The organism is Sphingomonas sp. UBA978 (genome assembly GCF_002292295.1).
GTDB lineage: Bacteria > Pseudomonadota > Alphaproteobacteria > Sphingomonadales > Sphingomonadaceae > Sphingomonas.
The window spans coordinates 75,092-98,055 of the sequence record NZ_DBBS01000013.1; the positions used below are offsets into that span (position 1 = coordinate 75,092).

Consider the following 22,964-nt stretch of genomic DNA (forward strand, 5'->3'; position numbering starts at 1 on the left):
ACGCCGGGATGACGGACATCACACTCTTACCCCGGACCCTCGCCGCGTCCTCCGCGCCTCTGCGCGCCCAACCCCTCTTGTCGACCGAACCTCGCCCGGATTAGGCCACCGCGCGATACGCGTTCCGCAGCGCGACCTTGTCGATCTTTTCCGTCCCCAGCCGCGGCAGCGCGACGTCGGACACCCAGATGCGGGTCGGCACCTTGAAGGCGGCGATATGGTCGCCGAGGAACGCCTGCAACGCCGCCTCGTCCAGCGTCTCGCCGTCGCGGGCATGGACGACCGCGCCGGGGACCTCGCCGAACCGCTCGTCGGCGAGGCCGAACACCGCCGCCTCCGCCACCGCCGGATGCGTGTAGAGCGCCGCCTCGACCTCCTGGCACGAGATGTTCTCGCCGCCGCGGATGATGATGTCCTTCTTGCGGTCGACGATGAACAGATAACCGTCCGCGTCGAGGTAGCCGATGTCGCCGGTGCGGAAATAGCCGTCGGCGGTTATGCACGCGGCGGTCGCCTCCGGCCGGTTCCAATAGCCCAGGAAGTTGCAGATCGTACGGATGCATATTTCGCCGCGCTGCCCCTGCGCCACGGGCGCGCCGGCATCGTCGAGGATGGCAAGGTCGACCAGCGGCGCCGAGGGACGCCCGGCACTGTCCGGTTTGGCGAGATAGTTGCTGCGCCAGTTGCCGGTGCCGACCGCATTGGTTTCGGTCAGGCCATAGCCGATCAGCGGCGCGCCCCCTCCTTTCGACCCGCCCATCTCGGCATCGATCCGGCGGACATGCTCGACCGGGCGCGGCGCGCCGCCGGCGGCGAAGTCGGTGACGCTCGACAGGTCGTAATCGCCGCGGTCGGGATGGGTCAGGATCTCGAAGCTCATCAGCGGCACGCCGACGAAATAGCTGATCCGCTCCTGCTCGATCAGGCGCATCGCCTCGCGCGCATCCCATTTCGGCATCAGCACCAGCTTGCGGCCCATCGCGAAGCTCTGCAGCATCACCGGGATTTCCGCGGTGACGTGGAACAGCGGCAGCGTCAGCAGCGTCGATGGCTGGTCGGTCGGCGGATTGCCGTCCTGCGTGGCGATGCCGAGCATCATCAGCGCCTGCGCCAGATAGTTGAAGATGCCCTGTACGATGCCGCGGTGATCGGCGAGCGCCCCCTTCGACTGGCCGGTCGAGCCCGAGGTGAACAGGATCGTCGCATGGTCGGTCGCGCCGATCGCGGGCAAGGTGCCGCCGCCATCCGTGCCCGCGGTCAGCCCCGCCAGCGCGGCGTCGAGCGGCAGCGTGTCGTCGATCGTCAGCACCGGCGTAGTCGCCTGCGCAAGACGCTTCGCCCGCGGCAGATCGGCGAAGACGAGGGTGCAGTCCACCTCCCGAATCGCCGCATCGAGCTCCTCCGCCTGCCACCAGCCGTTGAGCAGCGTCGCGACGCCGCCCGCCATGACGATGCCCATGTAGAGCACGATCCACGACGGCGAATTGCGCATCGCGATGCCGATCCGGTCGCCCCGGTTCACCCCGTGCGCTGCGACCAGCGCCTGCGCGACACGGGTCGCGGCGGCATGGACCTGTGCGAAGGTCAGCCGTTCGTCCCCGGCGACGAGGAAGGTCTTGGGGCCATGTTCCTGACAATAATGGGCGAAGTAATAGGGCAGCGACGGCGGCGCGGCGGCGATGACCGGATAGCTGCGGCCGTCGCGCATCGTCGATCCCAGCGCCAGCATGCCGCCCGCGCCGGTCAGCGCGGCCATGGTCGCGTCCATGCGCTCGTCGAGGGGCGTCCGCATATCTCTCTCCGCTTGGTCTTGTGCCTTTGGCCCACTATGCAGACGGCGAACCCCGGGGGAAAGCCTTGATCCTGTCCATGCTCGCCGCCGCCGCCCCCACCGTCGTCCAGAACACGCTGGGCACGGGCGGCAGCCATATCCGCTTCGCCGATCTCGGGTTGCATCCCGACATCTTCTCGATCGGCTTCTTCACGCTGCGCTGGTACAGCCTCGCCTATATCGCCGGCATCCTGGTCGGCTGGTGGTATCTGCTGAAGCTGCTCGCACAGCCGGGCGCGCCGATGGCGCGGCGCCATGCCGACGACCTCGTCTTCTATGCGACGCTGGGCATCATCCTGGGCGGGCGGATCGGCTATGTGCTGTTCTACGCGCCCGACATGTTCCTGCATCCGCTGCGCATCTTCCGCTTGTGGGACGGCGGGATGAGCTTCCACGGCGGCGTCATCGGCACCTCGATCGGGCTGATCCTGTTCGCGCGCAAGCACCGGCTCGACTGGCTGCGGGTGCACGACTACATCGCCTGCGTGGTGCCGTTCGGCCTGTTCTTCGGCCGGCTCGCCAATTTCGTGAACGGCGAATTGTGGGGCAAGCCCGCCGACGTGCCATGGGCGATCGTGTTCGAACGCACCGTGCCGTTCGACGTGCCCGAGCCGGCGCGTCACCCCAGCCAGCTGTACGAGGCGGGACTCGAGGGGATCGTCCTGTTCGCGATCCTGTGGTTCGCCTTCTGGCGGACGAAAGCGCGCTACCAGCCTGGCCGGCTCGTCGGCCTGTTCGTGCTCGGATATGGCGTCGCGCGCTTCATCGTCGAATTCTTCCGCGAACCCGATGCGCAGTTCCGCGGCACCTTCATCGAGGCGACCGGCATTCACATGGGCCAGTGGCTGTGCGTGCCGATGATCGCCGGCGGCCTGTACCTGATCCTCACCGCCCCCGGCCGCCGCACGCGGGTGGAGCCGATCGCGGGGTCGCAGAGCGTCGCGTAGCGAAGCCCGTCGGCGCGACGATGACGACGAGCGCGGGCGGCGGCCCGGTTACCCCCTTGCGCCGCCCCCGCCCCGCCGTCATTCCGGCGGGGTGACCGAAGCCTCCCTTCCCGACCGTCTCGCCCGCGCCATCACGCTCGCCGGACCGATGCCGGTGTCGCAGTTCATGGCCGCCGCCAATGCGCATTATTACGCGACGCGCGATCCGTTGGGCGCCGCCGGCGACTTCACCACCGCGCCGGAGATCAGCCAGATGTTCGGCGAGCTGATCGGCCTGTGGTGCGCGGACCTGTGGGACCGCGCCGGGCGGCCCGCCGTCGCCTGGGTCGAGCTGGGGCCGGGCCGCGGGACGCTCGCCGCCGATGCCCTGCGCGCGATGGCCAAGGCGGGGCTGACGCCGCCGGTCCATTTCGTCGAAACCAGCCCGCTGCTCCGCGCCGCACAGGCGGACCGCGTGCCCGATGCCACCTGGCACGACACGGTCGACACGCTGCCCGCCGACACCGCGCTGATCGTCGTCGCCAACGAATTTTTCGACGCACTGCCGATCCGCCAGCTGATCCGTCGCGGTACGGGCGATGGCGGGGGCGGCTGGCATGAACGGCTCGTCGCCTGTCAGGACACATTGTTCCTGCCGATCGCGGGCAAGCCGGTGCCGGTCGAACTGCTGCCCGAACCGCTCCGCGACGCGCCCGCCGGATCGGTGCTGGAGATTTCGCCCGCGAGCGTCGGCGTGATGGCGTCGCTCGCCCGGCGGATCGCGGCGCAGGGCGGCGCGCTGCTCGCGGTCGACTATGGCTACGAAGGCTCCGCGCTCGCCGAAACGCTGCAGGCGGTACGCGGCCATGCCTTCGCCAATCCGTTCGAGGCGCCGGGCGACACCGACCTGTCCGCGCACGTCGATTTCACCACGCTCGCCGCCGCGGCGCAGGCCGCGGGCGCGGTCGCCTGGGGGCCGGTGACGCAGCGCGACCTGCTCGGCCAATTGGGCATCGATGGCCGCGCGAGCGCGCTCGCCCGCCACGCGCCCGACCGGGCGACCGCGATCCTCGCCGACCGGTCGCGGCTGATGGAGGACATGGGGACGCTGTTCAAGGCGCTCGCGGTGACGCATCGCGACTGGCCCGTGCCGGCGGCGTTCGGCGCATGACCACGACGCTGCGCACTCCGACGGTCGCCGATGCGGAGACGATCGCCGCGGTGATGACCGAATGTTTCACCGCGACCTTCGGCCATCTCTACGCCCCCGCCGACCTTGCCGCCTTCCTCGACGGGCTGACGCTGGAACGCTGGCGGGCGGAACTCGCCGACCCCGCCTTCGCCTTCCTGCTGGCGGAGGAGGAGGGCGTCGCGGTCGGTTTCGCCAAGCTGGGACCGCATGCGCTGCCCGTCGAACCCGCCGGGCCGATGATCGAACTGCGGCAATTGTACCTCGTCGCCGGCCAGCAGGGCAGCGGCCTTGCCGCACGGATGATGGACCGGGTGATCGCCATCGCCCGCGAACGGGGCGCGGCGGAGCTGTTCCTTTCGGTCTATGTCGACAACGTACGCGCACGCCGCTTCTACGAACGCTACGGGTTCGAGGAAATCGGCCTCTACACCTTCATGGTCGGCAACCACGCCGACGAGGATCATCTGATGCGGCTCACCCTGTGACGATGGATGACATGACGGTGGATGGCATGACGGTGGAGGTCATCCGGGCGCGCCGCCTGTCGGGAGTGGCGCATGGCTTCCTCGGCCGGCGCGGCGGTCTGTCGGTCGGGGCGACCGCGGGGCTCAACGTCGGACTGGGATCTCTGGACGATCCCGCCGCCGTCGCCGGCAACCGCCGCCTCGCCGCCGCCGCGGTGGCGCCGGGTGCGACCCTGACTACCCTGTATCAGGTTCATTCCGCCGACGTGGTGACGGTCGGGGCGCCCTGGGCCGAGGCCGACCGGCCGCAGGCGGACGCGATGGTCACCGATCGCCCCGGCGTGCTGCTCGGCATCCTCACCGCCGATTGCGCGCCGGTGCTGTTCGCCGACCGCGAGGCCGGCGTCGTCGGCGCGGCGCATGCCGGGTGGAAGGGCGCGATCGGCGGCGTCACCGACGCGACGATCGCGGCGATGACCGCGCTCGGCGCGCACCGCGAGCGCATCGTCGCCGCGATCGGCCCGTGCATCGCCCGCGCCTCCTACGAGGTCGACGACGGCTTCCTGCGCACCTTCGCCGCCGCCGATCCGGCGAACGAGCGTTTTTTCGCGCCCGCGCGCGCCGGTCACCACCAGTTCGACCTCGAAGCCTATGTCGCCCATCGCCTCGCCGCCGCCGACCTGACCCGGATCGAGGCGCTCGGCCTCGACACCTATGCCGACGAGGACCGCTTCTTCAGCTTCCGCCGCGCCACGCACCGGGCAGAGGCGGATTACGGGCGCCAGATCAGCCTCATCGCCGCCGGTTAGCGCCCGTTGGACGACGGTGACGGCAAACCCCTGATCGGCTTCGGAAAACGGCTGTCCCCTGTCCTACGCTGCCCGCCGGCTCTATCGGATGACGACCGTGGCGGGGCGGCGGATCGGTACAGGAATGGAAACGATGGGGCCGGATCGTTTTCGCCAAGGTGTTCATGTTGTCCATGTCGGCGACCGTTTCGCCCGCTCTGCCCGCCGCATGGATCGTTTCATTCGATACGATCAAGGTCTATGCTCCTGTCATAAGGAGAGTTGCATGCCCGACGAAGCAGAGATGACCGGCGTAGCCAGCGGCACCCCCGCCCCCCAGGTGGAGCGGATCGGCGATCGCAAGCTGAAGCCCAGCACGATGATGATGGGCCACGGCTTCGACCCGGCGCTGTCCGAAGGCGCGCTGAAGCCGCCGATCTTCCTCACCTCGACCTTCGTCTTCCCCAACGCCGCCGCCGGCAAGCGCCATTTCGAGGGCGTCACCGGCAAGCGCCCGGGCGGTGCCGACGGTCTCGTCTATTCGCGCTTCAACGGCCCGAACCAGGAGATCCTCGAGGACCGGCTCGGCATCTGGGAAGAGGCGGAGGACGCGCTCGCCTTTTCCAGCGGCATGTCGGCGATCGCGACGCTGTTCCTCGCGATGACCAAGCCCGGCGACACGATCGTCCATTCCGGCCCGCTCTATGCGGCGACCGAGACGCTGATCGGCCGTATCCTCGGCAAGTTCGGGGTCAAGTGGCTCGACTTTCCCGCCGGCGCGACCCGCGCGGAGATCGACGCGGTGCTGACCGAGGCGAAGACCGGCCATGTCGCGCTGATCTACCTCGAAAGCCCCGCCAACCCGACCAACGCGCTGGTCGATATCGAGGCGGTCGCCGCCAGCCGCGACGCGATCTTCGCCGACGCGGACGAAAAGCCGCCGATCGCGATCGACAACACCTTCCTCGGGCCGCTGTGGCAACAGCCGCTGCGCCACGGCGCCGACATCGTCGTCTATTCCCTCACCAAATATGCCGGCGGCCACAGCGATCTGGTCGCGGGCGGCGTGCTGGGGACGAAGGCGCACATCAACACGATCCGGTCGATGCGCAACACGATCGGTACGATCTGCGACCCGCATACCGCGTGGATGCTGCTGCGTAGCCTCGAGACGCTGGAACTGCGGATGAGCCGCGCCGGCGAGAATGCGGTCAAGGTCTGCAACTTCCTGCGCCATCACCCCAAGGTCGAACGCGTCGGCTATCTCGGCTTCCTGCCCGACACGCCCGGCATGGAGCGGCAGGCGGACATCTACGCGCGCCATTGCACCGGTGCCGGCTCGACCTTCTCGCTGATCGTCAAGGGCGGCGAGGCGGAGGCGTTCCGCTTCCTCGACGCGCTCCGCATCGCCAAGCTGGCGGTGTCGCTGGGCGGCACCGAGACGCTCGCCAGCCACCCGGCGGCGATGACGCATCTGTCGGTGCCGGAAGAGCGCAAGGCGGCGCTCGGCATCACCGACAATCTGGTCCGCATCTCGATCGGCGTCGAGGACGCCGACGACCTGATCGCCGACTTCGACCAGGCGCTCAACGCGATCTGAGCCCCGCCCCTCCCCTCCCGTTCGAGGGAGGGGAGCCGGCCGCCATCCCGCCCTTGCCCCCATGCGGCAATGCCGCGATGATGCGGCATGTCCGATCTTTCGACCTTCATCGCCGGCCTGCCCAAGGCGGAACTGCACCTGCATATCGAGGGGAGCCTCGAGCCCGAACTGATGTTCGCGCTGGCCGAACGCAACGGCGTCGCCATCCCCTTCGCCAGCGTCGAGGCGGTGCGCGCCGCCTATGCGTTTAACAACCTCCAGGACTTCCTCGACATCTATTACCAGGGCGCGAACGTCCTGCTGACGCGGGAGGATTTCCGCGATCTCGCCGTCGCTTACTTCGATCGCGCCGCCGCCGACGGGGTACGGCACGCCGAGATCATGTTCGATCCGCAGACCCACACCGCCCGCGGCGTGGCGTTCGAGACCGTCATCACCGGCCTGCTCGACGGCATCGCCGATGCCGAAGCGCGCCACGGCATGAGCGTGAGGCTGATCCTCAGCTTCCTGCGCCACCTCGACGAGGCGGATGCTTTCGCGACGTTCGAGGCGGCGCAGCCGTGGCTCGCGCATATCGCCGCGGTCGGCCTCGATTCGTCCGAACTGGGCCATCCACCGGAGAAATTCGCCCGCGTCTTCGCCGCCGCGCGCGCCGCCGGGCTGCGGCTGGTCGCGCATGCCGGCGAGGAGGGGCCGCCCGAATATGTCCATCAGGCGCTCGACCTGCTCGGCATCGACCGGCTCGATCACGGCAACCGCAGCCTGGAAGACCCGGTGCTCACCGCCCGGCTGGCGCGCACCGGCATGACGCTGACCGTCTGTCCGCTGTCCAATCTCAAGCTCTGCGTGGTCGATGCCATGGCCGACCATCCGATCGACCGGATGCTGCGCGAGGGGCTGCGCGCGACGATCAATTCCGACGACCCCGCCTATTTCGGCGGCTATGTCGCCGACAATTACCGCGCCGCCGCCGAGGCGCGCGGGCTGGACCGCGACGATCTTGCGCTGCTGGCGCGCAACAGCTTCCTCGGGTCGTTCCTGCCCGACGATGCGGTGGCGACGCATCTCGCCGCGCTCGATGCCTATGTGGAGGCGCAGTGATGCCGGTGTTCACCCCGATCGGCCACGACGATTTCGTCGCCGACGTCCATGCGCTCGCCGCCGGCATCGCCGCCAGCGGCTGGACGCCCGATTTCATCATCGGCATCGGCCGCGGCGGCCTCGCCCCCGCGGTCTACCTCAGCCATGCGACCGGGCTGCCGATGCTGTCGGTCGATTATTCGAGCAAGGTCGACGATTTCGCCGAAGCGCCGCTGTTCCGCCTCGCCGGGCGGACGCGCGCCGGCGAGAAGCTGCTGTTCGTCGACGACATCAACGATTCCGGTCGCACGATCGCGCATATCCGCGGCGTGCTTGCCGCGGCGGGGGCGACGGCGGCGGTGATGCGCTTTGCGACGCTGATCGACAACGTCAGCTCCGCCGAGCGTGTCGACTATCACGCGCGGACGATCGACCGTCGCACGACCAAGGACTGGTTCGTGTTTCCCTGGGAAGCGGTCGCGCCGGCCGCGGCGATCGCGGAGGATGCCGCCGAAGTGCCGGACCGGATCGCCTGACAGCGGCTGCTGCGGCGGCGTCCCGGCCCCGACCCGGCCGGTCAGCCGTCGCTGGCGCGCTCGATGTCGGCGCCGACCGCGGACAGTTTCTCTTCCAGCCGCTCATAGCCGCGGTCGAGGTGATAGACGCGGGCGACGGCGGTTTCGCCCTCCGCCGCCAGCCCGGCGAGGATCAGGCTCATCGAGGCGCGCAGGTCGGTCGCCATCACCGGCGCGCCGACCAGCCGGTCGACACCCTTGACCAGGGCGGTGCGGCCATGGACCTGGATGTCCGCGCCCATCCGCGCCAGTTCCGGCACGTGCATGTAGCGGTTCTCGAAGATCGTCTCGGTCAGCACGCTGGTGCCGGTCGCCATGCACAGCATCGCCATGAACTGCGCCTGCATGTCGGTCGCGAAGCCGGGATAGGGCGAGGTGGAGATATCGACCGGCCCCAGCGGCCCGTTCGCCTCCACCTTGACGCCGTCCTTCGTCGTCTCGACGGTGACGCCCGCCTGACGCAGCGCATCGATCGTCGCCTGCATATCGGCGGCGTTCGCGCCGACCAGCTCCAGCGAACCGCCGGTGATCGCCGCCGCGCAGGCATAGCTGCCCGCCTCGATCCGGTCGGGCATCACCGCATAGGTGGCGCCGTGCAGGCGATCGACGCCCTCGATCTCCAGCGTGTCGGTACCGATCCCGCCGATGCGCGCGCCCATCGCGACCAGGCAGTTGCACAGGTCGACGATCTCCGGCTCGCGCGCCGCATTCTCGATCACGCTGCTACCACGGGCGAGCACCGCCGCCATCACGACATTCTCGGTCGCGCCGACCGACACCACCGGGAAGCGATAGCGGCCGCCCGACAGCCGTCCGCCGGGCGCGATCGCCTTGACGTAGCCCGCCGCCATTTCCAGCTCCGCGCCGATCGCCTCGAGCGCCTTCAGGTGGAGGTCGATCGGGCGGTTGCCGATCGCGCAGCCGCCGGGCAGCGATACGGTCGCCTCCCCCGCGCGCGCCAGCACCGGGCCGAGCACCAGAATCGAGGCGCGCATCTTGCGTACGATATCGTACGGAGCCTCGGTCGAGGTCAGTTTGCCCGCGCGGATCGTCATCACCCGGCCGAAATCCTCGGGCCGCGTTCCCTCGATCGCGGTCGACGCGCCGAGCTGGTTGAGCAGGTGCCCGAAGCCGTCGACATCGGCCAGACGCGGCAGATTCCGTAACGTCAATGGCTCGTCGGTGAGCAAGGCGCAGGGCATCAGCGTGAGTGCGGCGTTCTTGGCGCCGGAGATCGGCAGGCGGCCCGACAGGCGGTTGCCGCCACGGATGAGGATACGGTCCATCAGACGCGTCTAGCGCGCTGCGGCAGCGGTGCAAGGCGACAATCGAACGAGCGCGATTGATCGATTTTAATGCAGTCGTTTCGGGTGTTTGCTTACTCGCCCTCGACAAGTTTTGGGGAATGCGACCGCGTGGCCAGTTATCTCGCCGAACGTCTCGGCGAATTGATCGACCTCTCGGCGAACGAGCAGGCGGCGTTGGAGGGGCTGGAACAGCGCGAGCGGACATTGCGCCGCGGTGCCATCTTGCTGCGCGAAAACGACAAACTGACCGAATTGTTCGTGCTGAAACGCGGCACGATGATGAGCTACGTCATCCTCCCCGACGGCAGCCGCCAGATCCTGCGCTTCCTGTTCCGCGGCGACCTGATCGCGATGGCCGGGCTGGTCTATCGCAGTTCGCCCGAAACGGTGATCGCGCTGACCGAATGTGCGGTGGCCCTCGTCGACCGGTCGGCGGTGGCGGAGCTCGCCGTCGGGCATCCCCGCCTGTCGGCGCTGCTGGTCGCTGCCGGGCAGATCGAGCGGGTCGCCCTGACCGACCGGCTCGCGGGGCTGGGCCGCACCTCCGCCAAGGCGCGCGTCGCCGCGCTGCTGATCGAGATCCGCAACCGGCTGCGGGTGCTGGACCCGACGATCGGCGCCACCTTCACGCTGGGACTGACGCAGGAGGAGATCGGCGATGCCACCGGGCTGACCGCGGTGCACGTCAACCGCATGCTCCGGCAGCTCGAACAGGACGGGCTGATCGCGCGTAACGGTGGACGGTTCACGATGCTCGACGAGGCGGGACTGGCGCGGACCGCGCATCATGTCGATCGCCGCGCGGGGCTCGACCTCGGCTGGCTGCCCGACCCGCGCTAGGCGGTGCCAGCCGGACCGTTCAGGCCTTTTCCAGCGTGCATTGCAGCGGATGCTGGTTCTGACGTGCGAAGTCGATGACCTGCCCGACCTTGGTCTCGGCCACCTCGTAGGAAAAGACGCCGCACACCCCGACGCCCTTCTGGTGGACGTGGAGCATCACCCGCGTCGCTTCCTCCATGTTCATGCGGAAGAACCGCTGGAGGCACAGCACGACGAATTCCATCGGCGTGTAATCGTCGTTGAGCATCAGCACCCGATAGGGCGTCGGCTGCTTGGTCTTCGAGCGCGTCTTGGTGGCGAGGCCGGTGCCGGTTCCCTCGTCCGTCCCATCGTCGCGGCGTTCGGCCATGGTGATCGGTTCAGCTGTCATGTGGATCGCCAAAATATGGCATGCGGGGCCGCGGGGGCAAGGGGGGCGAGGCGCTGATGACGCGAAAAGGGCGACCGCATTGCTGCGGCCGCCCCCATCGTCCAGTCGATGCGTCGGAATTACGCCGCGATCTTCAGCTTCTCGGCGGCGAGCGCCGCGCGGTTCGACAGCGGCTGCACCACTTCGCCGGCGAGCTTCAGCATCGCTTCGGTGTTGCGCGAGGTCTGCTGGACCATCGCGTCGAACGCCGCGCGGACATAGTCCGACTGCAGCTTCATCAGCTCGGTCGGCGACTTGACGCTGCTCATCGTCTTGGCGGCGGTGGTCGCCTCCTCGAACGACTTCTTGGCGAAGGCGGCGGCTTCCTGGCCGATCGCCTCGATGCCGCGGGCGGCGATCTTCGACGATTCGACCAGCGCCTCGACGTTGCCCTTGCCGAACTCATTGGCCTCTTCGAACAGCTTCTGGCTCTTCTCGACCGCACCCTTGGCGCGCTCGGTCGCGTCGTTGAACACGGTCTGGGTCTTGGCGGTGACGTTTTCGATCGTTTCCATGATGACTTCCTTCGCTGCGGGTGGGGTAACGGGTGCGGGTGCCTCTACGGGCGGAGCCGCGATCACGGGCGTGGGCAGCGTCGCCACCGGCACCGGCGCGGGCACCGGCGATACGGGGACGGGCTGTTCCACGGGGGCCGGCTTGCTGCCGGTCGGCTTGGATGGCGGGGGAGTGAGGTCCGGACGCCGGGGTGCCTGACGCTGCGGCTTGGCGGCGCCATCGCGACGCGCACGCGCGTTCTTCACCGGCGGCTTGGGGACATTATCGTCCAATGATCCTACTCCCGCAATTATGCTGCAACGCAGCAATAGGCGAAGCGACGTTAGGGATCAAGCCATTTTGTGCAGTGCAACATAATGTAATCAGCGGGCACGGACATAGTCGCCCGGCGCCTCTCCCAATGCGGGCAGCGCACCTTCGCCGGGATGGCGCGCGCCCTCGGCCGCCACCTCGTCGTCGCCGCGATCCCGCAGCCAGACGATCCAGTCGGGCCACCAGCTGCCCCGGGTCTCGGTCGCGCCCGCGACGAAGTCGGCAAGGCTCTGCGCACCCGATTCGTTGGTCCAATATTGATATTTGCCCGCGGCCGGCGGGTTGACGACGCCGGCGATATGGCCCGACCCGGCGAGGACGAAGCGGAGCGGTCCGCGGAACAGCTGCGTGATCTTCCACACGCTGTCCGCCGGCGCGATATGATCCTCGCGCCCCGCCTGGACATAGGCCGGCGTGGTCACGCGGGTGAGGTCGAGCGCCTCGCCCGCGACCGACATCGCACCCGGCTGCACCAGCAGATTGTCGCGATACAGATCGGTCAGGTACGACAGATGCCATTTCGACGGCAGGTTGGTGGTATCGCCGTTCCAGTGGAGCAGGTCGAACGGGGTATAGTCCGACCCCAGCAGGTAATTGTTGGTGACGTAGTTCCAGATCAGGTCGCGACCGCGCAACAGGTTGAACGTCGCCGCCATGTAACGCCCGTCGAGGAAGCCCTGCGGCGACAGCGCGCCGATCAGCGCCAGCTGTTCCTCGGTGACGAAATTCTGCAATTCGCCGGCGCGAGCGAAGTCGACCTGCGCGGTGAAGAAGGTGGCGCTCGCGACCTTGTCCGCCTCGTCGCGCGCGGCGAGCAGCGCCAGCGTCGCGGCCAGCGTGGTGCCGGCGACGCAATAGCCGATCGTGTGGACCGACGGCACGTCGAGCAACGCGCGGATCGTATCGACCGCCTCGACCTGCGCGGCGACGTAATCGTCCCAGATCACGTCCTTCATCGATGCGTCCGCCGACTTCCACGACACCATGAACACGGTGATGCCCTGCTCCACCGCCCAGCGGATGAAGCTCTTCTCCGGCGTCAGGTCGAGGATGTAGAAGCGGTTGATCCAGGGCGGAAAGATCACCAGCGGCGTCGCCAGCACCCGTTCGGTCGTCGGCGTGTACTGGATCAGTTCGTACAAAGCGGTGCGCTTGACCACCTTGCCCGGGGTCATCGCCAGATTGCGCCCGACTTCGAACGCGCCCTCGCTGGTATGGGTCAGTTGCCCCTTGCCGATGTCGGCGAGCATGTTGCGCAGGCCATCGAGCAGGTTCTGGCCCCTGGTTTCGATCGTCTTCTCGACCACCTCGGGATTGGTCATCGGGAAGTTCGACGGGCTCATCGCATCGACCAGCCCGCGCGCGGCGAAGCGCAATTGCTCCTTCTGCTTCTCGGGCACGCCGTCGAGCGCATCGACGCCGCGCAGCATATGATCGGCGATCAGATTGTAGCTGCGGCGGATCCAGTCGAAATAGGGGTCGTCGCGCCACGCCGCGGCCTTGAAGCGCTTGTCGCGGGCATCCCCCTCGGACTGCGGCGGCGGCGGCACCGCGGCGGCGGGATCGACGAAACGCTGCCAGAGGGCGAGATTGTCCCGCCAATAGTCCTGCGTCTGCTGGAGCAGCGCGGGACTGGCGAAGGGCGATGCCGAATCGGGCGTCTGCCCCGCCTGCATCAGGCCGAGCCCCTGCTCCATCATCATCTGCTGCGCCCGGCCCATCACCCAGGTCCAGTGCTGCAGATCGGCGAGATCGGGCGCGCCGGTCGTGGGGCGGGCGGTCTGGTCGTCGTGGTGATCGGCCATGGCATCCTCTTCCTGCGCGCTACCGTAGCGGCGGCGGGGGCCCGTGGGAACCGGATTAGCGCGGCCGGGGCGTCACCCCGGCGGTTTGAAGTGGTGAAAGGGGCGCGGCGGGCGTAGGGTGTGCGGGTCCATTACAAGGTGACCCATGTCCGACGACTTCTACCGCATCAAGCGCCTGCCGCCCTATGTCATCGCCGAAGTGAACGGCATGCGGGCCGCGGCGCGTGCGGCGGGCGAGGACATCATCGACCTCGGCATGGGCAATCCCGACCTGCCGCCGCCCGCGCATGTCCTCGACAAGCTGATCGAGGTGACCCGCAAGCCCGACGCGCACGGCTATTCCCAGTCGAAGGGTATTCCCGGCCTCCGCCGCGCGCAGGCGAACTATTATGGCCGCCGTTTCGGCGTCGACCTCGATCCGGAGACGGAGGTCGTGGTGACGATGGGGTCGAAGGAGGGGCTGGCCAGCCTCGCCACCGCGATCACCGCGCCGGGCGACGTGGTGCTCGCGCCCAATCCGTCCTATCCGATCCACACCTTCGGCTTCATCATCGCCGGCGCGACGATCCGCGCGGTGCCGACGACCCCGGACGAGGCCTATTTCGAGAGCCTCGAGCGCGCGATGGCCTTCACCGTGCCGCGCCCGTCGGTGCTGGTGGTCAACTATCCGTCCAACCCGACCGCGGAGGCGGTCGATCTCGCCTTCTACGAGCGGCTGGTGGCGTGGGCGAAGGAGAACAAGGTCTGGATCATCTCAGACCTTGCCTATTCCGAGCTTTATTACGACGGCAATCCGACGCCCTCGATCCTGCAGGTGAAGGGCGCGAAGGACGTCGCGGTCGAATTCACCTCGCTCAGCAAGACGTACAGCATGGCCGGCTGGCGGATCGGCTTCGCGGTCGGCAACAAGACGCTGATCGCGGCGATGACGCGGGTGAAGTCGTATCTCGACTACGGTGCCTTCACCCCGATCCAGGCCGCCGCCTGCGCCGCGCTCAACGGTCCGCAGGACATCGTCGAAACCAACCGGCAATTGTACCACAAGCGCCGCGACGTGCTGGTCGAAAGCTTCGCGCGCGCCGGCTGGGACATCCCCTCCCCGCGCGCGAGCATGTTCGCCTGGGCGCCGTTGCCACCCGCGGTCGCGCATCTCGGCAGCCTCGAATTCTCCAAGCAGTTGCTGACCCATGCCCAGGTCGCGGTCGCGCCGGGCGTCGGCTATGGCGAGAATGGCGAGGGCTTCGTGCGGATCGCGCTGGTCGAGAACGAACAGCGGCTGCGGCAGGCAGCGCGAAACGTGAAACGCTACCTCCAGACGATGGGCGTCAACACCCCCGGCCAATCGCAGAAGGCGGGCTGATGTTCGTCTTTCGCGGGCTGGAAAGCCATCCGCGGTCATTCGTGAAGGCGGTGTCATGGCGCACCGTCGGGTCGATCGACACCTTCATTCTCGGCATGCTGTTCACCAGCGGCAATGCCAAGATCGCCGGATCGATCGCGGGAACCGAGGTCGTCACCAAGATCCTGCTGTTCTATTTCCACGAGCGCGCCTGGTCGCTGGTCCGCTGGGGACATCGACCGGATGCGGGCGGCCCCGACCAGTCGGGCGAGGGCGTGGCGACGCCCGCATGACGCAACAGGACACGCGGGACGGCTTCGCCTTCTCGACACGCTTCCGCGTCCGTTACGCCGAGATAGACGGGCAGAAGGTCGTCTTCAACTCGCGCTATCTCGAATATGCCGACGTCGCGGCGACCGGATTCTGGGAATGGACGGGGATCGAGGCGGCGCTGGGCGACGTCTGGCGGCACACCGAATTCCACGTCCGCAAGGCGGAGGTGGATTATCTCAGGCCCTTCGTCTGGGGCGATACCGTCGCCGCGCATGTCCGGATCGCGCGAATTGGTGGATCGAGCCTGACGATGGCGATGGACCTGGCGCATGGCGACACCGGCGCGCTCCACGCGCAGATCCTCATGGTGATGGTCAACGTCCATTTGCCGACCGGCCGCCCGGTCGCGATCGGCGATGACGTACGCGCATTCCTCGCGACGCTATAGCGCTCCGCAGGAACACAGGGCCCGTCCGCACGGGCATCAGCCCGTGACGCCGACATCCTCCGGCAGTGCCCATATCAGGTCGCCCTTGCCGAGCACGCGGCCATCGTGGGCGTGTACCGCGACCGGCGCGATCGGGCGGCGGTCGCGTGTGTCGACGAGGATCGGGAAGGCCGGCACGCCCAGCTCCCAGCGCTCGCCCCATTGCCGAAGCGCGATCATCGTCGGCAGCAGGGCATGGCCCTTCTCCGTCAGCGTATAGCGGATCTTGCGGCGATCGTCGGGCATCGGCTGCCGTTGCAGGATGCCATGGTCGACCAGCCTCGCCAGCCGGTTGGCGAGGATGTTGCGGGCGATGCCGAGTTCGGCCTGATATTCCTCGAAATGATGCAGGCCATTGAAGGAAGCGCGCAGGATCAGGAACGCCCAGCGCTCACCCATCGCCTCCAGCGCCGCCGGCAGGCTGCATTCGCGTAAGGTTTCCCGCAATTTGGGCGCATCCGCCGGTTTCGCCATCGTGATCCTCTCGAATGCGCGATCGTACCGCAAAACCGTCGCCGGGCGGAATGGTTTGTCGGTTTTGAGTTGCAACCTGCAACCTATAACGGTAGGCGGCGACATCGCAATTACAAAAAGGTTCGGGAGGACCGCCGCCATGAAGATGATCGCCACGCTTGCCCCCGTCGCCGCCTTCCTCGTCGCCACGCTGGCCGGCACCCCCGCCGCAGCCGCGCCGGCCGACGTCTATGCCGCGGTTCCGGCCGCCCCCTCGACCAAGTCGAGCTTCATCACCCGCTCGACCGCATGGCGGCTGCAGAACGGCACCTTCGTCGCCGGCCAGGCGCCCGAGCGCCCCGCCGTCCTGTGCGAACTCGTCGTCCGTCAGGTCGGCGCGCTGACCAGCTTCTCGGTCGGCGGCAAGGCCTATGACGCCGACCAGCTCGCCAAGTGCAACGCCAAGGCGAAGAAGGCCTGAGGGCGACCGTCCGCTTCGGCCCGAAACGAACGCATGCCTTTGCCCGCGGACGAGGAATCGTCCGCGGGAACGCAACAATATGTTGCAAAGCGGTACGACCGTCCCCCATGTGGGCGCTGTGCTACGGCAATATGAACTGGTCGACCGCGTGCTCGACTACGACCCGGACGCCGACGAGGCGCTGCTCAACCGCGCCTATGTCTTTTCGATGCAGGCGCATGGCAGCCAGAAGCGCGCGAGCGGCGATCCCTATTTCAGCCACCCGATCGAGGTCGCCGGCATCCTCACCGACCTGAGGCTGGACGACGAGACGATCGCGACCGCGATCCTGCACGACACGATCGAGGATACGGTCGCGACGCCGGAAGAGATCACGCGGCTGTTCGGCACCAATGTCGCGCGGCTGGTCGACGGCGTCACCAAACTCTCCAAGATCGAGGCGCAGAGCGAGAACGAGCGCGCCGCCGAGAATCTGCGCAAATTCCTGCTCGCCATGTCGGACGACATCCGCGTGCTGCTGGTCAAGCTCGCCGACCGGCTCCACAACATGCGCACGCTCCATCACATTCCCAAGCCCGAGAAGCGGCGGCGGATCGCGAAGGAGACGATGGACATCTACGCCCCGCTCGCCGAGCGGATCGGCATGTACGAGTTCATGAAGGAGATGCAGACGCTCGCCTTCGAACAGCTCGAACCCGAGGCGTATGAATCGATCAGCAAGCGGCTGGAACTGCTCAAGACCGGCGGCGGCGACCGGATCGCGCGGATCGGATCGGGGCTGACGCTGCTGCTCGGCCGCGCCGGGATCGAGGCCGAGGTCCATGGCCGCGAAAAGCATCCCTATTCGATCTGGCGCAAGATGAGCGAGCGCCACATCAGCTTCGAACAGCTCAGCGACATCATGGCGTTCCGCGCGATCGTGCCGACGATCGAGGATTGCTACCGGACGCTGGGCGTCATCCACCGCCGCTGGCCGATGGTGCCGGGGCGATTCAAGGATTACATCTCGACGCCGAAGCGCAACGGCTACCGGTCGCTCCACACCAGCGTCATCCACGCCGACAATGCGCGGATCGAGATCCAGATCCGAACCCCAGACATGCATGCCGAAGCCGAATTCGGGCTGGCGGCGCATTGGGCGTACAAGGAAAAGAAGATCCGCGCCGACAGCCAGCACAGCTGGATCGCCGACCTCGTCGAGATCCTCGAAACCGCGGGCAGCCCCGAGGAGCTGCTCGAGCACACGCGGATGGCGATGTACCAGGATCGCATCTTCGCCTTCACGCCGAAGGGCGAGCTGATCCAGCTGCCCAAGGGCGCGACCCCGATCGACTTCGCCTATGCGGTCCACACCGATCTCGGCGACCAGGCGGTGGGCGCCAAGATCAACGGCCGCGTCGTGCCGCTGTCGACGGTCATCGAGAATGGCGACCAGGTGCAGGTGCTGCGGTCCAAGGGACAGGTGCCGCAGCCCGGCTGGCTCAACTTCGCGATCACCGGCAAGGCGCTGGCGGGTATCCGCCGCCACCTGCGCCACAAGGAGCGCGACGAGCTGATCGCGCTCGGCCGCAAACTGTACGACGATATCGTCCAGCGGCTGCCCGCGACGATCGGCGGCGACGCGCTCGATCATGCGCTGCAACGGCTCAAACTGTCCGACGAGGCGGCGCTGATGGCGGCGATCGCGCGGCGCAGCATTTCCGACGCCGCGGTGATGGAGGCGCTGATGCCGGGATCGGCGGGGGCGGACGTCGGGCTGCTGGCGCCGCAATCCACCGCCATCTCGATCAAGGGGCTGACCCCGGGCGTCGCCTTCGACCTCGCCGAATGCTGCCACCCGGTGCCGGGCGATCGGATCGTCGGCCTGCGCCGCCCCGATGCGGGGATCGAAGTGCATGCGATCGACTGTTCGGTGCTCGCCGAACTGGCGGAGCGCGGCGCCAACGAAACCGACTGGGTCGACGTCGACTGGGGCGACAAGAGCGACGGCGCGGTCGCCCGCATCGCGGTGCAGGTGAAGAACGAACCCGGCGCGCTCGGCATCGTCTCGACGATCATCGGTGCCCATCGCGCCAACATCATCGCGCTGCGGCTGGATACGCGCGATTCGATGTTCCACACCAACGTCATCGACGTCGAGGTTCACGACATCCACCAGCTGATGCGCCTCATCGCCGCCCTGCGCGCCGCGGATGCGGTGAATGCGGTGGACCGGGTCTAGCAACGGGGTTTCGCGGTACTGCCGAGGCGCCTGTGCCAGGAGGCAGCGATCCACGCCCGTAACCACGGCAAACGCCGGACCCCATCCCCGTCATCAGGGCGAACGCCGGGAGCCATGGATGGGTGACGGTATGAGGTACGGGGCGAGCGCCACCGGTGGCGTACCGCAACCATGGGTCCCGGCGTTCGCCGGGATGACGGAGAGAACCGGGATGACGGGGAACCGGCGAAAGCCCTTACGCCAGCAGTCCCAGCCCCCGCAGTTCGCCGCGCAAGGTCGGCTCGTCCACGAAATGCAGCGCGATCAGGTCGACATCCCTCGCACCGGCGACGTTCGCGGCATTGTCGTCGATGAACACCGTTCGCGCCGCCTCCAGCCCGAACCGGTCGAGCGCGAGGCGGTAAATGGCGGGATCGGGCTTCACCAGCTTCTCGGCGCCCGACACGACGACGTCGCGGAACCGGTCGAACATCGCCGATTCGCGCGCGCGGAACGGCGGCCAGAATTCGTGGCTGAAGTTGGTGATCGCGAACAGCGGCACGTCCGCCGCCTCCAGTTCGTCGACCAGCGCGTGCATGCCGGCGATCGGTGCGCCGATGCTCTCCAGGAACCGGGGTCCCCAGGCGGCGATCAGGTCGGCATGCTGCGGATACAGTGCGACGAGCTCCGCCGAGGTATCGGCGAAGTCGCGTCCGGCATCGTGCTGGAAATGCCATTCGTGCGTGACGACGTCACGCAGGAACGCATCCAGCGCCCGATCGTCAGCGATCAGGCGCCGGTAGAGGATCCGCGGATCCCAGTCGTACAAGACCCGGCCGACGTCGAAGATCACGGCCGTCGGAACGGCCGCGGACGATCCGACGGCGGCAGGTGTCGCCAAGTGGCTTAGCCCTGGCGCGCCTTGAACCGGCGGTTGGTCTTGTTGATGACGTAGGTACGGCCGCGGCGACGGATCACGCGGTTGTCGCGATGACGGTCCTTGAGCGACTTCAGGCTATTGCGGATCTTCATGATCGATTCGCTTCTTTTCGAAATTGACGGTGTCGGTGAAAGCGCGAGCGCCTAAGACCCGAGGTCGCAATAGTCAAGCAACGCGGGGCGCGTTAGAGCGTTTCCGCAGCGCAACGTATCGCATAAGGTGAACATCCGTCATGACCATCCGTCCGTTCCTGGCCCTCGGCATCGGTGCCGCGGCACTTGCCGGTTGCGCGACCACCGCGCCGCTGCCGCCGACGGAGGTCATCCGCTACCACCTCGGCGAACCGCTCGCGCGCGGTACGGTCGCGGTCGAGCCGCTGTCGGGCGGCGCGCCGGCCAGTCTGGAATTCAAGACCTATGCCGCCGCGGTACAGGGCGAATTGCTCAAGGCCGGCTATAGCGTCCCGGCGCAGGGCGCGACGCCCGACTTCGTCGCCACCGTCGGCTTCGCCCGCACCAGCCAGGAAGGGCCGCCGCGCCGGTCGCCGATCAGCATCGGCATCGGCGGCGGCGGGTTCAGCGGCGGGCGTAGCGGCGGCGGCGTCGGGCTGGGCGGCGGGGTCGGCTTTCCGATCGGCGGCGGACGGCCGACGCAATTGCTGGTCGCCGAACTGTCGGTGACGATCAAGCGCCGCGCCGACCAGTCGCCGGTCTGGGAAGGCCGCGCGCAGGGCGTCAGCGACATCAAGGGCGCCGACCAGCAGGCGGGCAAGCTCGCCCATGCGCTGTTCACCGGCTTCCCCGGTCAGTCCGGCCGCACCATCACCGTCAGGTAATCGGGACTTTCATGACCATCAGCATCAACGCCGCCTTCGACGGCGGCAACATCCGCGTCGTCGGGATCGAGGGCGACCGGGTCGACCTCGAGATCGTGCAGGATCACGCCTCCGACTTCTTCCAGTGGTTCTATTTCCGCGTCGCCGGTGCGCACGGGCGGCGGCTAACCTTCCGCATCCTTAACGCCGGCCAGTCGGCCTATCCGTTCGGCTGGCCCGGCTACAAGACGCGGGCCAGTACCGACCGACAGACGTGGCGGATGATCGACACGCGCTACGAAGGCGGCGTGCTGTCGTTCGACTATGCAATCGAGGGCGAACTGGCGTGGTTCGCCTATTTCGCACCCTATACGATGGAGATGCATCATGACCTGATCGCGCGGATCGCCGCGCGGCCGGGGGTGACGCATCGCGAACTGGGCGTTTCGCTTGACGGACAGGCCATTGACTATGTTCGCATCGGCAGCGGCCCCAAGCCGGTGTGGCTCTACGCGCGCCAGCATCCGGGCGAATCGATGGCCGAATGGTGGATGGAGGGCGCGCTCGACTGGCTGACCAGCGACGCCGCCGCGCCGCTGCTCGCCAGAGCGACGGTGCATGTCGTCCCCAACATGAACCCCGACGGCACGCGGCGCGGGCATCTGCGCACCAATGCGGCGGGCGTGAACCTCAACCGCGAATGGCACGCGCCCTCCGCCGCGCGCAGCCCCGAAGTGCTGTGCGTGCGCGATGCGATGGACGAGACCGGCGTCGCCTTTGCGATCGACGTGCACGGCGACGAGGCGATCCCGGCGAACTTCATCGCCGGGTTCGAGGGCATCCCCAACTGGACCGAGGATCACGGCGCGAAATTCTACGCCTTCGGCCGCCGCCTCGCCGAACACACCGCCGATTTCCAGATCGAGATGGGCTATGAGAAATCGAGCGCGGGCAATGCCAATCTGTCGATGTCGACCAACCAGCTCGCGCAGCGGTTCGGCGCGGTATCGGTGACGCTGGAGATGCCGTTCAAGGACCATGATCCCAACCCCGACGCGGAATTCGGCTGGTCGCCGGAGCGGTGCAAGGCCCTTGGTGTGTCGTGCCTCGAGGTGCTGACCGGGATGATCGACGAGATCTGATGGAGATCCGCCGCGACGATCCCACCGCGCCCCATGTCGCCGGCCTGCTCGCGCACCATCTCGCCGAGTTGCGCGGCGAGATGGCCGATTTCGCCTTCGCCCTCGATGCGACCGGTCTGGCGGTGCCGGAGGTGACGTTCTGGACCGCATGGCGCGGCGAGGTCCTGACCGGCTTCGTCGCATTGAAGCAGCTCGACCCGCAGCACGGCGAGCTGAAGTCGATGCGCGCCGCCCCGGAAGCGCGCGGTACCGGGGTCGGGCGTGCGCTGCTCGACCATGTGATCGGCGAGGCGCGGGCGCGCGGCTACGACCGGTTGAGCCTCGAAACCGGCACTGCCGCGCTCCACGCGCCGGCGGGGGCACTCTACCGCAGTGCCGGCTTCATCGACACGGACGCCTTCGCCGACTATCGCCCCAGTCCGCACAACCAGTTCTTCACTTTGTCTCTCCGGGAGTCCTGATGCCTCGTCTCGTCCTGATCCGCCATGGCCAGTCCAGCTGGAACCTCGAGAACCGCTTCACCGGCTGGTGGGACGTCGACGTCACCGAAAAGGGGGCGGCGGAGGCGCGTGCCGCGGGTGAGCTGATGGCGGCCAAGGGCCTCGATTTCGACATGACCTTCACGTCGCTGCAGACCCGCGCGATCAAGACGCTCAATCTGGCGCTGGAGGCGATGGGCCGATTGTGGCTGCCGACCGAGAAGGACTGGCGGCTCAACGAGCGGCATTATGGCGGGCTGACCGGGCTCGACAAGGCGGAGACGACGGCGAAGCACGGCGACGAACAGGTGCATATCTGGCGCCGCAGCTTCGACATCCCGCCGCCGGTGCTGGAGGCGGGCAGCGCCTACGACCTGTCGCAGGACCGCCGCTACGCCGGCATCGCGATTCCGGCGACGGAGAGCCTGAAGGACACGATCGACCGCGTCCTGCCCTATTACGAGGAGCGGATCGCGCCGCTGCTGCGCGAGGGTCAGCGCGTACTGATCTCCGCGCACGGCAATTCGCTGCGCGCGCTGGTCAAGCATCTGTCGAACATCCCGGACGACCAGATCACCGGGCTGGAGATTCCGACCGGGCAGCCGATCGTCTACGAACTCGACGAATCGCTGAACGCGACGGATCGCTACTATCTGAGCGAACGATAGAAGAGGAAAACACCGGGCGGCGTGGCCCGTTGCCCTCCGCCCC

The 22,964-nt window shown here is 67.8% G+C and carries 25 protein-coding genes; 17 read left to right on the top strand and 8 right to left on the bottom strand.

The annotated features are described in order from the left end of the window. Positions 1 to 100: 100 nt before the first annotated feature. Positions 101 to 1,792 (bottom strand): class I adenylate-forming enzyme family protein, encoded by a 1,692-nt coding sequence (locus tag B2515_RS06240; RefSeq protein WP_293874903.1) that lies wholly within the window; start codon positions 1,790 to 1,792, stop codon positions 101 to 103. Between the two features lie 77 nt (positions 1,793 to 1,869). On the opposite strand from B2515_RS06240, the gene lgt reads away from it, so the two are divergent. The 7 genes from lgt to B2515_RS06275 all read left to right on the top strand — a co-directional run bounded on the left by lgt (position 1,870) and on the right by B2515_RS06275 (position 8,417). Further along, on the top strand, positions 1,870 to 2,778 hold the full coding sequence (lgt, locus tag B2515_RS06245; protein ID WP_293875009.1) for a prolipoprotein diacylglyceryl transferase: 909 nt from the start codon (positions 1,870 to 1,872) through the stop codon (positions 2,776 to 2,778). 148 nt (positions 2,779 to 2,926) lie between these two features. Then, positions 2,927 to 3,928, top strand: a complete 1,002-nt coding sequence (locus B2515_RS06250; RefSeq protein ID WP_293875011.1) for a class I SAM-dependent methyltransferase — start codon at positions 2,927 to 2,929, stop codon at positions 3,926 to 3,928. Then, positions 3,925 to 4,434 carry a GNAT family N-acetyltransferase gene (locus tag B2515_RS06255; protein WP_293874906.1) on the top strand — a complete coding sequence of 170 codons (510 nt, stop codon included), beginning with the start codon at positions 3,925 to 3,927 and terminating at the stop codon, positions 4,432 to 4,434. Before B2515_RS06250 ends, B2515_RS06255 begins: the two co-directional genes overlap by 4 nt. Positions 4,435 to 4,436: 2 nt before the next feature. Then, on the top strand, positions 4,437 to 5,222 hold the full coding sequence (pgeF, locus tag B2515_RS06260) for a peptidoglycan editing factor PgeF (RefSeq protein WP_414711369.1): 786 nt from the start codon (positions 4,437 to 4,439) through the stop codon (positions 5,220 to 5,222). Positions 5,223 to 5,487: 265 nt separating this feature from the next. Beyond that, the gene (locus tag B2515_RS06265; protein ID WP_293874908.1) at positions 5,488 to 6,801 is read left to right on the top strand and encodes a cystathionine gamma-synthase family protein; all 1,314 of its coding nucleotides are present in this window, start codon (positions 5,488 to 5,490) and stop codon (positions 6,799 to 6,801) included. An 87-nt stretch (positions 6,802 to 6,888) separates the two neighbouring features. Continuing rightward, positions 6,889 to 7,902, top strand: a complete 1,014-nt coding sequence (locus B2515_RS06270) for an adenosine deaminase (RefSeq protein WP_293874910.1) — start codon at positions 6,889 to 6,891, stop codon at positions 7,900 to 7,902. After that, complete coding sequence (locus B2515_RS06275; RefSeq protein WP_293874912.1) at positions 7,902 to 8,417, top strand: phosphoribosyltransferase; 516 nt, start codon at positions 7,902 to 7,904, stop codon at positions 8,415 to 8,417. The genes B2515_RS06270 and B2515_RS06275 overlap by 1 nt, the downstream gene beginning before the upstream one ends. 41 nt (positions 8,418 to 8,458) lie before the next feature. Here the strand turns inward: B2515_RS06275 and murA are convergent, their stop codons facing one another. Further along, positions 8,459 to 9,742: a UDP-N-acetylglucosamine 1-carboxyvinyltransferase gene (gene murA / locus B2515_RS06280; RefSeq protein WP_293874915.1), complete on the bottom strand. Its 1,284-nt coding sequence runs from the start codon at positions 9,740 to 9,742 to the stop codon at positions 8,459 to 8,461. 129 nt (positions 9,743 to 9,871) lie between these two features. Here murA and B2515_RS06285 point away from each other — a divergent pair, with 129 nt between their 5' ends. Further along, a complete protein-coding gene (locus B2515_RS06285) occupies positions 9,872 to 10,603 on the top strand; it encodes a Crp/Fnr family transcriptional regulator (protein WP_293874918.1) in 732 nt (243 codons plus the stop codon). A 19-nt stretch (positions 10,604 to 10,622) separates the two neighbouring features. On the opposite strand, the gene clpS is transcribed toward B2515_RS06285, so the two are convergent. The 3 genes from clpS to B2515_RS06300 all read right to left on the bottom strand — a co-directional run bounded on the left by clpS (position 10,623) and on the right by B2515_RS06300 (position 13,645). After that, positions 10,623 to 10,952 carry an ATP-dependent Clp protease adapter ClpS gene (gene clpS / locus B2515_RS06290; RefSeq protein ID WP_293875015.1) on the bottom strand — a complete coding sequence of 110 codons (330 nt, stop codon included), beginning with the start codon at positions 10,950 to 10,952 and terminating at the stop codon, positions 10,623 to 10,625. A 140-nt stretch (positions 10,953 to 11,092) separates the two neighbouring features. Then, positions 11,093 to 11,527, bottom strand: a complete 435-nt coding sequence (locus B2515_RS06295; RefSeq protein ID WP_293874921.1) for a phasin family protein — start codon at positions 11,525 to 11,527, stop codon at positions 11,093 to 11,095. 363 nt (positions 11,528 to 11,890) lie between these two features. Continuing rightward, on the bottom strand, positions 11,891 to 13,645 hold the full coding sequence (locus B2515_RS06300) for a PHA/PHB synthase family protein (RefSeq protein WP_293874924.1): 1,755 nt from the start codon (positions 13,643 to 13,645) through the stop codon (positions 11,891 to 11,893). A 145-nt stretch (positions 13,646 to 13,790) separates the two neighbouring features. Between B2515_RS06300 and B2515_RS06305 the strand changes: the two genes are divergently transcribed. Genes B2515_RS06305 through B2515_RS06315 form a run of 3 tightly spaced genes read left to right on the top strand, consistent with a single transcriptional unit; the run spans position 13,791 to position 15,705 of the window. After that, positions 13,791 to 15,005, top strand: a complete 1,215-nt coding sequence (locus B2515_RS06305; RefSeq protein WP_293874927.1) for an LL-diaminopimelate aminotransferase — start codon at positions 13,791 to 13,793, stop codon at positions 15,003 to 15,005. Next, a complete protein-coding gene (locus B2515_RS06310; protein WP_293874930.1) occupies positions 15,005 to 15,277 on the top strand; it encodes a DUF2061 domain-containing protein in 273 nt (90 codons plus the stop codon). The genes B2515_RS06305 and B2515_RS06310 overlap by 1 nt, the downstream gene beginning before the upstream one ends. Next, positions 15,274 to 15,705, top strand: coding sequence for an acyl-CoA thioesterase (locus B2515_RS06315; protein ID WP_293874933.1), 432 nt, complete (start codon positions 15,274 to 15,276; stop codon positions 15,703 to 15,705). The genes B2515_RS06310 and B2515_RS06315 overlap by 4 nt, the downstream gene beginning before the upstream one ends. Before the next feature lie 36 nt (positions 15,706 to 15,741). Here B2515_RS06315 and B2515_RS06320 read toward each other — a convergent pair whose 3' ends face one another. Next, complete coding sequence (locus B2515_RS06320; protein ID WP_293875016.1) at positions 15,742 to 16,218, bottom strand: winged helix-turn-helix transcriptional regulator; 477 nt, start codon at positions 16,216 to 16,218, stop codon at positions 15,742 to 15,744. A gap of 139 nt (positions 16,219 to 16,357) precedes the next feature. Here B2515_RS06320 and B2515_RS06325 point away from each other — a divergent pair, with 139 nt between their 5' ends. Together B2515_RS06325 and B2515_RS06330 are read left to right on the top strand one after the other, a co-directional pair. Then, positions 16,358 to 16,678, top strand: a complete 321-nt coding sequence (locus B2515_RS06325; protein ID WP_293874936.1) for a CC_3452 family protein — start codon at positions 16,358 to 16,360, stop codon at positions 16,676 to 16,678. A gap of 118 nt (positions 16,679 to 16,796) precedes the next feature. Further along, entirely contained in the window at positions 16,797 to 18,899 is a 2,103-nt protein-coding gene (locus B2515_RS06330) for a RelA/SpoT family protein (RefSeq protein ID WP_293874939.1), read from the top strand. Between the two features lie 235 nt (positions 18,900 to 19,134). Here the strand turns inward: B2515_RS06330 and B2515_RS06335 are convergent, their stop codons facing one another. Both B2515_RS06335 and ykgO read right to left on the bottom strand, forming a co-directional pair. Next, positions 19,135 to 19,731 (bottom strand): HAD family hydrolase, encoded by a 597-nt coding sequence (locus B2515_RS06335; RefSeq protein ID WP_293874942.1) that lies wholly within the window; start codon positions 19,729 to 19,731, stop codon positions 19,135 to 19,137. 53 nt (positions 19,732 to 19,784) lie between these two features. Then, the gene (gene ykgO, locus B2515_RS06340; RefSeq protein ID WP_003046794.1) at positions 19,785 to 19,910 is read right to left on the bottom strand and encodes a type B 50S ribosomal protein L36; all 126 of its coding nucleotides are present in this window, start codon (positions 19,908 to 19,910) and stop codon (positions 19,785 to 19,787) included. Between the two features lie 140 nt (positions 19,911 to 20,050). Here ykgO and B2515_RS06345 point away from each other — a divergent pair, with 140 nt between their 5' ends. The 4 genes from B2515_RS06345 to gpmA are packed head-to-tail and all read left to right on the top strand — an operon-like array spanning position 20,051 to position 22,921. Then, entirely contained in the window at positions 20,051 to 20,653 is a 603-nt protein-coding gene (locus B2515_RS06345; RefSeq protein ID WP_293874944.1) for a DUF4136 domain-containing protein, read from the top strand. An 11-nt stretch (positions 20,654 to 20,664) separates the two neighbouring features. Next, on the top strand, positions 20,665 to 21,774 hold the full coding sequence (locus B2515_RS06350) for a M14 family metallopeptidase (RefSeq protein ID WP_293874946.1): 1,110 nt from the start codon (positions 20,665 to 20,667) through the stop codon (positions 21,772 to 21,774). Next, complete coding sequence (locus B2515_RS06355; protein ID WP_293874948.1) at positions 21,774 to 22,235, top strand: GNAT family N-acetyltransferase; 462 nt, start codon at positions 21,774 to 21,776, stop codon at positions 22,233 to 22,235. Before B2515_RS06350 ends, B2515_RS06355 begins: the two co-directional genes overlap by 1 nt. Beyond that, positions 22,235 to 22,921: a 2,3-diphosphoglycerate-dependent phosphoglycerate mutase gene (gene gpmA, locus B2515_RS06360; protein ID WP_293874950.1), complete on the top strand. Its 687-nt coding sequence runs from the start codon at positions 22,235 to 22,237 to the stop codon at positions 22,919 to 22,921. The genes B2515_RS06355 and gpmA overlap by 1 nt, the downstream gene beginning before the upstream one ends. Positions 22,922 to 22,964 lie beyond the last annotated feature (43 nt).

What these genes read in the sequence shown, in the direction of transcription:
- B2515_RS06315 (WP_293874933.1), top strand. Translation starts at nt 15,274, where the DNA reads ATGACGCAACAGGACACGCGGGACGGCTTCGCCTTCTCGACACGCTTC.
- lgt (WP_293875009.1), top strand. Translation starts at nt 1,870, where the DNA reads ATGCTCGCCGCCGCCGCCCCCACCGTCGTCCAGAACACGCTGGGCACG.
- B2515_RS06350 (WP_293874946.1), top strand. Translation starts at nt 20,665, where the DNA reads ATGACCATCAGCATCAACGCCGCCTTCGACGGCGGCAACATCCGCGTC.
- B2515_RS06305 (WP_293874927.1), top strand. Translation starts at nt 13,791, where the DNA reads ATGTCCGACGACTTCTACCGCATCAAGCGCCTGCCGCCCTATGTCATC.
- ykgO (WP_003046794.1), bottom strand. Translation starts at nt 19,910, where the DNA reads ATGAAGATCCGCAATAGCCTGAAGTCGCTCAAGGACCGTCATCGCGAC.
- B2515_RS06320 (WP_293875016.1), bottom strand. Translation starts at nt 16,218, where the DNA reads ATGGCGAAACCGGCGGATGCGCCCAAATTGCGGGAAACCTTACGCGAA.
- B2515_RS06295 (WP_293874921.1), bottom strand. Translation starts at nt 11,527, where the DNA reads ATGGAAACGATCGAAAACGTCACCGCCAAGACCCAGACCGTGTTCAAC.
- B2515_RS06325 (WP_293874936.1), top strand. Translation starts at nt 16,358, where the DNA reads ATGAAGATGATCGCCACGCTTGCCCCCGTCGCCGCCTTCCTCGTCGCC.
- gpmA (WP_293874950.1), top strand. Translation starts at nt 22,235, where the DNA reads ATGCCTCGTCTCGTCCTGATCCGCCATGGCCAGTCCAGCTGGAACCTC.
- B2515_RS06355 (WP_293874948.1), top strand. Translation starts at nt 21,774, where the DNA reads ATGGAGATCCGCCGCGACGATCCCACCGCGCCCCATGTCGCCGGCCTG.
- B2515_RS06345 (WP_293874944.1), top strand. Translation starts at nt 20,051, where the DNA reads ATGACCATCCGTCCGTTCCTGGCCCTCGGCATCGGTGCCGCGGCACTT.
- B2515_RS06300 (WP_293874924.1), bottom strand. Translation starts at nt 13,645, where the DNA reads ATGGCCGATCACCACGACGACCAGACCGCCCGCCCCACGACCGGCGCG.
- B2515_RS06275 (WP_293874912.1), top strand. Translation starts at nt 7,902, where the DNA reads ATGCCGGTGTTCACCCCGATCGGCCACGACGATTTCGTCGCCGACGTC.
- B2515_RS06270 (WP_293874910.1), top strand. Translation starts at nt 6,889, where the DNA reads ATGTCCGATCTTTCGACCTTCATCGCCGGCCTGCCCAAGGCGGAACTG.
- B2515_RS06255 (WP_293874906.1), top strand. Translation starts at nt 3,925, where the DNA reads ATGACCACGACGCTGCGCACTCCGACGGTCGCCGATGCGGAGACGATC.
- pgeF (WP_414711369.1), top strand. Translation starts at nt 4,437, where the DNA reads ATGGATGACATGACGGTGGATGGCATGACGGTGGAGGTCATCCGGGCG.
- murA (WP_293874915.1), bottom strand. Translation starts at nt 9,742, where the DNA reads ATGGACCGTATCCTCATCCGTGGCGGCAACCGCCTGTCGGGCCGCCTG.
- B2515_RS06240 (WP_293874903.1), bottom strand. Translation starts at nt 1,792, where the DNA reads ATGCGGACGCCCCTCGACGAGCGCATGGACGCGACCATGGCCGCGCTG.
- B2515_RS06265 (WP_293874908.1), top strand. Translation starts at nt 5,488, where the DNA reads ATGCCCGACGAAGCAGAGATGACCGGCGTAGCCAGCGGCACCCCCGCC.
- clpS (WP_293875015.1), bottom strand. Translation starts at nt 10,952, where the DNA reads ATGGCCGAACGCCGCGACGATGGGACGGACGAGGGAACCGGCACCGGC.
- B2515_RS06310 (WP_293874930.1), top strand. Translation starts at nt 15,005, where the DNA reads ATGTTCGTCTTTCGCGGGCTGGAAAGCCATCCGCGGTCATTCGTGAAG.
- B2515_RS06250 (WP_293875011.1), top strand. Translation starts at nt 2,927, where the DNA reads ATGCCGGTGTCGCAGTTCATGGCCGCCGCCAATGCGCATTATTACGCG.